Consider the following 12,064-nt stretch of genomic DNA (forward strand, 5'->3'; position numbering starts at 1 on the left):
ATCTTGCAACAAAGATACCAAGGACAAATGACTGAATGACGACCACGTTTAACACCATCGGCTTAATTGGCAAACCCAACCACGAAGGCGCGGGGACGACCTTACAACGACTCTACACATTTTTGCAAGCATTAGGATATGAAGTACTCGTAGAAGATCGCGTTGCGGAGCAAATAAAGTCGTTAGACGAAGACGCTGTTGTCGAGTTAGTTGAACTAGGTAAACGTTGCGATCTTGCTATTGTTGTTGGTGGTGACGGTAACATGCTTGGCGCAGCAAGAGTACTGGCTCGTTTTGATGTCGCCGTTATCGGAGTTAACCGCGGTAACTTAGGCTTTTTGACAGATTTGAACCCCGAAGGCTTCGAAGCGCAGCTAGAAGCGGTGTTGAGCGGCCAATTTATTGAAGAGTCGAGATTTCTGTTGGAGGTGGCAGTATACCGACATCACCAACTTAAAAGCGCAAATTTAGCAATGAACGAAGCCGTATTACACGCTGATAAAGTTGCGCATATGATTGAATTTGAGGCTTTTATCGATGACGACTTTGTATTTTCTCAGCGCTCAGACGGTTTAATTGTCTCGACGCCAACGGGGTCAACCGCTTACTCGCTTTCGGGTGGTGGGCCTATTTTAACCCCCGAACTCGACGCTATTTCACTGGTGCCTATGTTTCCGCATACTTTATCTAGCAGGCCTCTAGTAGTGGACGCAGAAAAGGAAGTCAAACTCAAGTTAAGTCTAGAAAACACCGACAGCTTACAAGTAAGTTGTGACAGTCATGTTGTACTGGCAGTGCTACCTGGTGACGAAGTTATCATCAAAAAAGCGGAGAAAAGACTAAGATTGATCCACCCCAAATGCTACTCCTACTACAATGTTCTTAGACAGAAATTAAATTGGGGCAGTAGGCTTTACTAAGCACGCAAAGTTACGCAAAATAACCTTGGTTAAATTTTCTAATTTAGGTAAATAACAATAAAATGGCTTACGTTGTATTTTTCACATTGGCGCTGCTTATCACTATACTTTCAGTGTATTTAGTGATTGAAAATAATAGAAGAAAAGCCCGTGAAGCGGAAAAAAAAGCCTTTAACGATCGTTTAAAAGTGATTAGTAGCAACTTTAAACTTAAAGTTGCTGAATTCGTTGAAGCGAAGATTTTAAGGCCAAAATACGCACCGCAGATCAATGCAATTGTTGGCAACTTTTTTGTTGTTCAAGCGCACTCGGAAGAGAACTTGGCGCAACTGGAAAAAGTGTCTGAGTTATTTATCTATTCAGTGACAAACGAGCTCAATAAGTGTCGCTCAAATGGCAATATGGATTTGCTTGCTGAGCAATTACAATATTTTGTTGCTGAATTACCCACTGCGGGCATTGCCTATAATCGTGACTTCTATCGCGAGATGCTTCCAGCTCTCATTGCACGCATTCAAACACCTGATACACCAGCAATACAGCAAGATGAAGATGTGCTGGATTCGCAAGAGCTAGGTGATTCAGAGCCATCCAACCAACAAATGCAAGCAGCCTTAGTAAAAGAGCACGCCATCGGTTAATCTTGCTATTATTTTTAGTAAAATTTTTTGATTTGAGTTGCTAAACAATAAAATACTGTATAAATTAACAGTAATTCTCTGTTAGGGTGTACAGTATGCTTTTAGCTTTAAATGTTCAAAATTTTGCTATTGTTAGTGCGCTAAATATTGACTGGCATTGCGGCATGACCGCAATTACAGGTGAAACAGGCGCGGGTAAGTCCATTGCAATTGATGCGCTTTCTTTATGTCTCGGTGAGCGTGCTGATCCTTCTGCTATTCGTCCAGGCACCGACAAAGCGGATATCTCTGCTCAGTTTGATGTTTCAAACCTCCCTGCTGCCAAACGCTTTCTAACGGAGCATATGCTAGATAACGAAGAGAATGAATGTATCCTTCGTCGTGTTATTAGTAAAAGTGGGCGTAGTAAAAGCTACATCAATGGCTCCCCTGTTACTGCTGGCCAACAAAAGGAGCTTGGGCAACACCTTATTGCTATTCATGGGCAACACGCCCATCAGCTACTGCTAAAACCAGAATATCAACTGCACTTGCTTGATGCTTACGCAAACCACACGACTTTGTTACAAGCAGTTAAGGGCCAATATAATCACTACCATAAGCTGCAAAAAGAATATGCCGAACTACAAAAGTCACAACAGGCACAAGCCGCAAAAAAACAACTTCTTGAGTACCAAGTAGCGGAGCTTGACGAGTTTGCCCTACAAGAAGGCGAATATGAAGATATTGAGAGCGAACATTCGCGCCTAAGCCATAGCCAAACCATTTTAGAACAATGCCACCGTGAGCTCTCTCGCCTTTATGAAAATGACGAGCAGACTGTGTTATCGCAACTACAACAAAGTGCACAAGTGTTCTCTGAACTCACCAGTTTTGACAAAACTCTTGAGAATATTGCGCAAGTGCTTGAAGAAGCTGCAGTACAAGTGGAAGAAGCAAGTAGAGAGATCCGCAGTTATTCCGATTCAGTCGAACAAGATCCAATGAGACTACAAGAGCTAGAAGATAGACTCTCTCAAGCTCTGGATTTAGCTAGAAAGCATCAAGTTCAACCTGAATTGCTATATCAGCACCATCAAGCACTGCAACACGAGCTTGAGTCTATTAGCTCTGATTCTGCACGATTGGATGCACTAGAAGAAGAAATTGCTGAAGCCATCAACGCCTATAATCAAGCGGCGCTTGGATTAAGTCAAAGCCGCCAGCAAGCCAGTGCATCTCTTAACGAGCGTATTTCTGCAAGTATGAAAGAGCTTGCGATGGGTGATGGTCAATTTGAGATCCAGTTAACGCCTAATCTTGGCGCAAAACCGAGCCCTTTTGGGTATGACCACATTGAATTTTACGTCTCGACTAACCCAGGACAACCTTTACAGCCTATGGGTAAAGTTGCCTCGGGTGGTGAGCTATCTCGGATAAGCTTAGCCATTCAAGTGATTATCGCAACACGTGTTACGACACCCACTTTGATTTTCGATGAAGTTGATGTGGGGATCTCAGGTCCAACGGCTGCAACCGTAGGTAAATTGCTACGCCAACTTGGTCAGTCCACGCAAGTTATTTGTGTTACCCACTTACCGCAAGTGGCATGCAGTGGTCACAACCAGTTCTTTGTCGCAAAACGGGTAGAACATGGTGAAACCTTTACCAAGATGACCCCAATGGCAGAAAGCCAACGCATTGATGAAATAGCAAGGTTAATTGGTGGGGATAAAATAAGTGACACGACAAGAGCGAGTGCAAAGGAGTTATTACAAGTACAAAGTGCTTAACTGTTATCAGGCTGATTGCACCTGTTGATTAACGCGCAGCGTTATACCGAATCGCTGCGCGGATCAATGCACAGAAATGGGCTTCATTGATGGTGTCCTGCTGTTTTATATCAATCGCCCGTCGAGTGTTACCGGCAAATCCTGTATTGAATAACTGATGCTCATCTTCAAATTTTGCACCGTATGCAAAGGTAAGTTTGACCTTATCTTTGTATACTTCGCCAGTGCAGATCATGCCAGCTTTTGACCATACGGGCACTCCTGTTGGGTTGCTTGGCTTACGCCATTTGATATCTTCCTCTACCTCTTTATCAACACTTAGGATCAGACTTCTGATCTGCTGCAATACCGCCGCACGCCAATCGTTTACACTCGCTATCTTTGCAGTGACCGCATCAGCGCCTGAGTTTATCGTTTCATTCATGATCTTTCCTTAATATTATTGATAAATACATGTTAAGTGAAATTAAGTTAGCGGCTAACAAGGGTCTGTTGACCTTTGCTGTTTGATTTTTGTTCTTCTGAGTGCGTTTTGGTCGCGACGCTCGACTTGCCGCCTAGTAATCTAGGTAAAAGTTGAGCAACAATGAACAAAGCACACTCAGGTGAACCCAAAGGGCAGCGCTTAATTGGCATTTCTACTGTGTTCTCGCCTGACTCACATAGAACAACTATGCTACGCAGACTCTGCCTTGTATAAACACCAATCAAACTGCTGCAAAAACAAACTTAAAAGATAAACAGTCCCTACGAAAAATTCAAATAAAAAACCCCAGCTACAACGAATGTAGTTGGGGTTTGTGAACGACAAAAGCGTTAAACTTCTAAATAGTCCAAAATGCCTTCAGCGGCGTTGCGGCCTTCAAAAATCGCCGTTACCACTAAATCAGAACCTCGTACGGCGTCACCACCAGCAAAGATTTTAGGATTACTTGTTTGATGTGTAAATGCGCCTTTCTCTGGTGCAACAATACCGCCCCAGTGATTTATTGCGACATCGTATTGTGCTAACCAGTCAAGGTTGTGCGGCTTAAAACCAAATGCCATGATCACCGCATCGGCTTCTAGTGTATGCTCAGAGCCTTCCACGGTTTCAGCACTACGGCGACCATTTTTGTCGGGTTCACCTAATTGTGTTTTCACCATTTTAACGCCCGTGACTTTGCCTGAGCTGTCAATTTCAATACCAACTGGCTGTAAATTGAATCTAAATTCAACCCCTTCTTCTTTGGCATTTTTAACTTCTCGAACGGAGCCTGGCATGTTTTCTTCATCACGACGATAAGCACAGATCACGGATTGCGCATTTTGTCTGACTGACGTTCTAACACAGTCCATCGCTGTGTCCCCACCACCTAGTACCACTACGCGCTTACCAGCCATGTTCACATAGCTATGCTGACTTTCGTCATAGCCCATAACTCGGTTGGTGTTACCAATCAAAAATGGTAGCGCATCATAAACACCATCGGCATCTTCATTTTCAAGATTACCTTTCATGCTTTGGTACGTCCCCACACCTAAGAATACGGCGTCATATTGTGACAATAACTCGTCCATTGAAACATCACGACCAACCTCGGTATTGAGTTTAAACTCAACGCCCATTTCGGTGAAAATCTCGCGACGGTTTTCCATTACCGATTTTTCTAATTTGAATGACGGGATCCCAAAGGTCAGCAAACCGCCAATTTCAGGGTTGCGATCATACACCACTGGGCGCACGCCGTTTCGCACTAGAATATCCGCACAGCCAAGTCCTGCCGGACCCGCGCCTATGATTGCGACTTTCTTATCGGTCCAAGTAACGTAAGAAAGATCAGGCTTCCAGCCCTGTGCAAACGCCGTATCGGTAATATATTTTTCAATATTTCCTATGGTCACTGCACCAAACTCTTCGTTCAGCGTACACGACCCCTCACAAAGCCTATCTTGCGGACATACTCGCCCACACACTTCAGGCAAGCTATTGGTACGGTGAGACAGTTCCGCTGCCTCAATGATTCTGCCCGTACGAATAAGTTTGAGCCATTGCGGAATATAGTTGTGAACTGGACACTTCCATTCACAATACGGGTTACCACAATCTAAACAACGGTCGGACTGTGAATGAACTTGCTGCTCAGAAAAAGGCTCATAAATTTCAACAAAAGATTGCTTACGCGTAGAAATAGGCTTTTTGCGCGGATCTACACGTTGTACATCGATAAATTGGTAAACGTTCTCGCTCATTGCTCTCTCCTACTGCGCCTGAATTCTTAGCTCAGCGCTACTACGCGCTCGGTGGCCAAGTAAACTGTTTAAATCGCTCGACTTTGGCTTTACCAATTTAAACATTGGCAAATACAACTCAAAGTTAGCTAAGATCTGCTCAGCTCGAGTTGAGCTCGTTAAATCTAGATGCTCTGCAATCAAACCGCGTAGATGCTCTTGGTGCGATGCCAGCGCTTTGAGGTCTACCAGCTCGACCAACTCAGGGTTGATCCGCTTATCAAAATCACTTTCTTCATCAAGTACATAGGCAAAACCGCCGGTCATGCCTGCGCCAAAGTTAACCCCAACTTGACCAAGCACACACACCACGCCTCCCGTCATGTATTCGCAGCCATTATCACCAAGCCCTTCAACAACCGCTTGTACACCCGAGTTACGCACAGCAAAGCGCTCGCCTGCTCGGCCTGCAGCAAACAATTTGCCGCCAGTCGCGCCATATAAACAGGTGTTACCAATGATAGCCGCCTGATGAGAGGCAAAGCTTGAGCCGACAGGAGGACGCACGACTAGCTTTCCACCAGCCATCCCTTTACCAACGTAATCGTTAGCATCACCGACTAATGTCATTTCAAGGCCACCGGCGTTCCAAACCCCAAACGATTGCCCTGCTGTACCATGTAACTCAAGTGCGATTGGATCCGCTGCCATACCTTGGTTACCATGCTTGCTGGCGATATAACCAGACAACATTGCACCGATAGAGCGATCCGTATTGGATATACGGCTCACCAGCGAGATACCTGTCATTTCGTCGATTGCCGTCTTCGCTTTCGCAAGTAAGCTTTCGTTCAACGCACCACTGTAATGTGACGGATTAGTATGCGTGCAGTACAGCGCTTCATTTGACGGATTGTTCGGCTTCGCTAGAAGCGGACTTAAGTCGAGCTTTTTCTGCTTCGCAGTATTACCTTCAATGGCTTCAAGTAAATCCGTTCTCCCAATCAAATCGGTGAGTTTTGTGACTCCCAAAGCCGCCATCAGTTCACGAGCCTCTTGTGCAATAAACTTAAAGTAGTTCATCGCCATTTCTGGCAATCCGTGATAATGCTTTTGACGCAACGTATCATCTTGCGTCGCAACACCGGTTGCACAGTTATTAAGGTGACAGATCCGCAGGTATTTACAGCCAAGCGCAACCATAGGGCCGGTACCAAAACCAAAGCTCTCAGCACCCAAAATTGCTGCTTTAATAATATCTAATCCGGTCTTTAAGCCGCCATCTGTTTGCAACCTAATGCGGTGGCGTAGACCATTTTCAACCAACGCCTGTTGCGTTTCAGCAAGGCCAAGCTCCCATGGGCTACCTGCATACTTTACCGATGTCAGCGGACTCGCCCCAGTACCACCGTCATAACCGGCAATGGTAATGAGATCGGCATACGCTTTAGCAACACCAGTCGCAATCGTGCCGACACCGGGTTCTGAAACCAGTTTGACCGAGATCATCGCTTCAGGGTTGACCTGTTTGAGGTCAAAAATAAGCTGAGCTAAGTCTTCAATCGAATAAATATCGTGATGCGGCGGCGGCGAAATCAAAGTAACACCAGGAACCGAATAGCGTAGCTTCGCGATATAAGGGGTGACTTTTTCACCCGGCAGCTGACCACCCTCGCCCGGCTTTGCCCCTTGCGCAACTTTGATTTGAATAACGTCAGCTGAACGCAAATAATGTGGTGTCACACCGAATCGGCCAGAAGCAACTTGCTTAATACGCGAATTCTTTTCTGTACCAAAACGTAGCTTATCCTCACCACCCTCACCAGAGTTAGAGCAACCGCCGAGGCGATTCATCGCAATCGCTAACGCCTCATGCGCCTCCGGTGATAAAGCCCCGATACTCATTGCGGCTGAGTCAAAACGTTTGTATAGCTCAGTCGCAGGCTCAACGTCGTTGATGTCGATTGCTTGTTGCGCCTTATTAAGCTTAAGCATATCTCGCAAATTCGTAATTGGACGGTTATTTACCAGCTCCGCATATTTAACGTAGTCTTGATAGTTACCCGAACGAACTGCGGTCTGCAAAGTTTGCACGACATCAGGGTTATACGCATGGTATTCACCACCATGCACATACTTTAATAATCCACCGTGTGATAGTAGTTTACGCTTGCTAAATGCCAATTTATTGAGTTGTTGTTGCTCCAAGGCAAAGTCGTCAAAACACGCACCTTTAATACGGTTTGCAACGCCTTTGAAGCACAATTCAACCACCTCATCGGATAAACCAACGGCTTCAAACAACATCGAACAACGATAGGAAGCAATGGTGCTGATCCCCATCTTCGACATGATCTTGTATAAACCTTTGTTAATCGCGCCGCGATAAGACAGAGTCACCTCGCGGTAAGACTTTTTAATGATCTTCTTATCACACATTGCCACAAGGGTTTCGTAGGCTAAATAAGGATAAATCGCTGTTGCGCCAAAACCTAACAGAACAGCAAACTGGTGCGGATCTCTCACGCTACCTGTTTCAACCAAAATATTGGTATCGCAGCGCAGGTTGCCATCCACTAGTCGCCTTTGTACTGCCCCCACGGCCATCGCCGCTGGGATAACTTGCTTGCCTGCAGCAATTTCTCGGTCACTGAGCACTAACATCACGCACCCGGAGCCTGCTTTTGCAACAGCCTCATCACAAATACGCTTGATTGCATCTTGCAAAGACTCTTCAATCTCGTAAATCAATGAAATTTTACACGCACAGTAATGGTCATCATCGGCGGTTAATAGCTGCTGCATATCAGAATAAGTCAGTACCGGCGAGGCAAACTGTAAACGTTTAGCATGACCTGTGGTTTCGTTGAAAACGTTTTGCTCACGACCAATACAAGTCGCCAGTGACATTACATGATTTTCCCGTAACGGATCGATTGGCGGGTTCGTGACTTGAGCAAACTTCTGGCGGAAGTAGTCAAATATTGAGCGGTGTCCTTCAGATAGCACTGCAAATGGCGTATCGTCACCCATTGAACCAGTTGCTTCTTGGCCATTTTCACCCATCACGCGAATAACTTGGTCGAGCTCTTCGTTGGTATAACCAAACTGCTTCTGATAGGTCAACAAGGTTTCATCGTCAAGATCGCGCTTGCCAGCCGCTTTTTCATCTAGTGCTTCAAATGGCGTTAAACGCTTAACGTTTTGCTCAAGCCAAGTTTTGTATGGATGTCTGGATTTCAAATCTTGATCGATTTCATCGGACTGCCAAATCTTGCCATGTAAAGTATCAACCACCAGTAATTCACCGGGACCCACGCGACCTTTTTCAATAACTTCATCTGGCGCGTAATCCCAAATGCCCACTTCCGAGGCAAGCGTAATAAAGCCGTCTTGTGTGATCACATAACGGGCAGGACGAAGACCATTGCGGTCCAAATTACAGGCAGCAAAGCGCCCATCAGACATCACGATGCCAGCTGGTCCATCCCACGGTTCCATATGCATGGAGTTAAAGTCATAGAATGCGCGTAAGTCTTCATCCATGGCACGATTTTTCTGCCATGCAGGTGGTACTAACATACGCATAGCGCGGAATAAGTCCATGCCACCAGCTAGAAATAGCTCTAGCATGTTATCTAAACTAGACGAGTCAGAACCCGTTTCATTGACAAACGGAGCCGCATTTTGCAAGTCTGGTAATAACGGTGACGCGAACTTGTAAGCGCGCGCTCTCGCCCACTGACGGTTACCTTCAATAGTATTGATTTCACCATTGTGAGCTAAATAACGGAATGGCTGCGCCAACGGCCATCGAGGCTGTGTATTGGTTGAAAAGCGCTGATGGAATACACAAATCGCACTGGTCATCCGCATATCAGCAAGATCCGTATAAAAATTCGGTAGATCCGCCGGCATCATTAAGCCTTTGTAGATAGTCACTAAACCAGACAAACTACAAATATAAAACTGCTCATCTTGCTCTAAACGCTTTTCAATGCGTCGTCTTGCTATATATAGACGACGCTCTAAATCTTTAGGACGCCACCCTTCAGGAGCACCGACAAAAACCTGTTTAAACTGCGGTAATTGTGCTTTAGCGATAGGACCTAACATAGATGGATCGGTGGGTACTTCACGCCAACCTATGAGCGTCAGTGTTTCTTTTTCTAATTCTTCACTGATCACTTTTTCAGCCGCAGCTGCAAGCTCATGGTCCTGATTTAAAAATAGCATACCTACCGCATAGTTTTTGCCCACATGCCAATCGTTTTCAGCTGCGACGGCACGGAAAAAACTATCCGGTTTTTGTAATAACAGTCCACAACCATCACCGGTTTTGCCATCAGCAGAAATACCACCTCGGTGCTGCATGCGGTCCAAACCTGTGATTGCTGTACGGATCAGTTTGTGACTCGGCTGACCGCTTACATGCGCAATCAAGCCAAATCCACAGTTATCTTTTTCTAATTTTGAGTCGTATAACATAGACTCCTCCCCTTGCTACAACGGCCAGCCCATGACGGTACGACGAAATGCTGGCAGATATTCAAAATTAGCCTTGATTGAAAGTAGAGTCAACACAAATATGAATACATATTCATAAACTTGAATATTTCTCATTGGTAAGACAAGTTAGCCAAAATCGTAATAAATTTGCCACTTTGAAAATAGTGAATATAAATTTGCAAAATGACACCGGTATCACACCAATAAAAATGCAACAAGACACAACCAAAAGCAAACGTTTACGTAAACGTAAACCAAGGTAAAAATGAATAATTATTCACTTTTTGGATTTTATAGAACTCAATATCGAAGCACGTTCGATTACACTGTTTATATAGGTATGCAAAACAGAGAGCGTTTTTAGCTTGACGCTAACGTCAACTTGAGTTGATAAAAATAAGCGAGTAGCTCTAAGTTAGATAAACGCGAATAGCGTTAATGAAAGTGTAGATATCTTAAATTCAATGAACTTGCTGGTTTTCAACCAAACATCAGACAAAAAGACTTGCTAAGAAAAGTAGGTAGGAAGATATTAGAAGATTTTTTAAAAAATAAAGCATGGCAGAGTATCAACTCTGCCATAAGCGGTTAGCTTATTCCGCTGCTGCTTCGTCTTTCTTATATTTAGCTGCTGTTTCAGCAATAAGAGGTTGAAGCTCACCTTTTTGGAACATCTCAATGATAATGTCACAACCACCGATTAACTCACCTTCTACCCAAAGCTGAGGGAAAGTTGGCCAGTTCGCATAATGTGGTAGTTCAGCACGAATGTCTGGATTTAATAAAATGTCAACATAAGCAAACTGCTCACCACACGCCATCAAAGCCTGAGATGCCTGCGAAGAGAAACCACAGTTAGGGAGTTTTGGCGACCCTTTCATATATAGGATGATTGGATTTTCTTCGATCTGCTGTTTAATCTTGTCAATAGTTTCCATTAGTTACCTCAAAATGACGTTTCGTCCAATGCTTATCAATATTTAGTTTAGCATCGGCGTTTTAGCTTGCTACTCACTTTAACAACACCTGTTGCATTCATAATGCCAAGCTTTAAGCAGCGATAGAATCTCGGGATACATGGCTAAAATAAGCATGACCGCCTGTCATGATGTTCTACACTTTGACTGCTATTCGGCATATGTTCACAAAGAATGTGTATTATAAGTCATTAAGTCACTGGCACGCATTGCTGTTTGCCAAAACTTGAGTAAAATAGTCAGGAATTATAGTATCACTATATAGGCCAATGGTATAGAAAAGTGGGCTGATGTTAGCTACCTTTCGTATGCGTTATTGGCAAATCAACCAAAAAATGGAGATTAATATGGCATTTGAACTACCGTCACTACCTTATGCACTAAATGCTCTTGAGCCGCACGTTTCTCAAGAGACGCTAGAATTCCACCACGGTAAGCACCACAACACATACGTTGTAAAGCTTAACGGTCTTATTGAAGGTACTGACTTTGAAGGTAAATCACTAGAAGAGATCGTATGTAGCTCTGAAGGTGGTGTTTTCAACAATGCTGCTCAAATCTGGAACCACACTTTCTACTGGCACAGCCTTGCGCCAAATGCAGGTGGCGAACCAACAGGTAAAGTTGCTGAACTAATTAATGCAAAATGGGGCTCATTCGCAGCATTCCAAGAAGCTTTCAACGACAAAGCAGTTAACAACTTTGGTTCAAGCTGGACTTGGTTAGTACAACTAGCTGACGGCTCTCTAGATATCGTTAACACTTCAAATGCAGCGACTCCGCTGACTGAAGAAGGTGTTACCCCTATCATCACAGTTGACCTGTGGGAACACGCTTACTACATCGATTACCGTAATGTTCGTCCTGATTACCTTAAAGGTTTCTGGGCACTTGTTAACTGGGATTTCGCTAACAGCAACCTAGCTTAACATCAACTATCAGTATTGATGCAACAATGGGGCGCACAGGCGCCTTTTTTCATGCCTGTAACTCAACATTAATACATAAAAAATCTAGTTTTTTTTGGGTATTCT

8 protein-coding genes are annotated in these 12,064 nt (G+C 44.3%); 4 read left to right on the top strand and 4 right to left on the bottom strand.

The genetic code is table 11. The features are described 5' to 3' along the window. The first annotated feature begins 35 nt into the window (after positions 1-35). The 3 genes from nadK to recN all read left to right on the top strand — a co-directional run bounded on the left by nadK (position 36) and on the right by recN (position 3,333). Positions 36-920: an NAD(+) kinase gene (gene nadK / locus EXT47_RS10570; RefSeq protein WP_017217984.1), complete on the top strand. Its 885-nt coding sequence runs from the start codon at positions 36-38 to the stop codon at positions 918-920. A gap of 62 nt (positions 921-982) precedes the next feature. Continuing rightward, positions 983-1,561, top strand: coding sequence for a hypothetical protein (locus tag EXT47_RS10575; RefSeq protein ID WP_039492440.1), 579 nt, complete (start codon positions 983-985; stop codon positions 1,559-1,561). Positions 1,562-1,656: 95 nt separating this feature from the next. After that, entirely contained in the window at positions 1,657-3,333 is a 1,677-nt protein-coding gene (gene recN / locus EXT47_RS10580) for a DNA repair protein RecN (RefSeq protein ID WP_130126568.1), read from the top strand. A 28-nt stretch (positions 3,334-3,361) separates the two neighbouring features. Here recN and EXT47_RS10585 read toward each other — a convergent pair whose 3' ends face one another. The 4 genes from EXT47_RS10585 to EXT47_RS10600 form a co-directional block, all read right to left on the bottom strand. Continuing rightward, positions 3,362-3,757 carry a DUF1801 domain-containing protein gene (locus EXT47_RS10585; RefSeq protein WP_130126569.1) on the bottom strand — a complete coding sequence of 132 codons (396 nt, stop codon included), beginning with the start codon at positions 3,755-3,757 and terminating at the stop codon, positions 3,362-3,364. Between the two features lie 392 nt (positions 3,758-4,149). Then, on the bottom strand, positions 4,150-5,565 hold the full coding sequence (locus EXT47_RS10590) for an FAD-dependent oxidoreductase (RefSeq protein ID WP_128727825.1): 1,416 nt from the start codon (positions 5,563-5,565) through the stop codon (positions 4,150-4,152). 9 nt (positions 5,566-5,574) lie between these two features. Next, on the bottom strand, positions 5,575-10,032 hold the full coding sequence (gene gltB / locus EXT47_RS10595) for a glutamate synthase large subunit (RefSeq protein WP_130126570.1): 4,458 nt from the start codon (positions 10,030-10,032) through the stop codon (positions 5,575-5,577). 614 nt (positions 10,033-10,646) lie between these two features. Further along, positions 10,647-10,991: a Grx4 family monothiol glutaredoxin gene (locus EXT47_RS10600; RefSeq protein WP_010375406.1), complete on the bottom strand. Its 345-nt coding sequence runs from the start codon at positions 10,989-10,991 to the stop codon at positions 10,647-10,649. 386 nt (positions 10,992-11,377) lie between these two features. Between EXT47_RS10600 and EXT47_RS10605 the strand changes: the two genes are divergently transcribed. Continuing rightward, a complete protein-coding gene (locus tag EXT47_RS10605) occupies positions 11,378-11,959 on the top strand; it encodes a Fe-Mn family superoxide dismutase (protein WP_010375405.1) in 582 nt (193 codons plus the stop codon). Positions 11,960-12,064 lie beyond the last annotated feature (105 nt).

Origin of the sequence: Pseudoalteromonas sp. CO342X, from assembly GCF_004208915.1 — a bacterium.
Taxonomy (GTDB): domain Bacteria; phylum Pseudomonadota; class Gammaproteobacteria; order Enterobacterales; family Alteromonadaceae; genus Pseudoalteromonas; species Pseudoalteromonas maricaloris.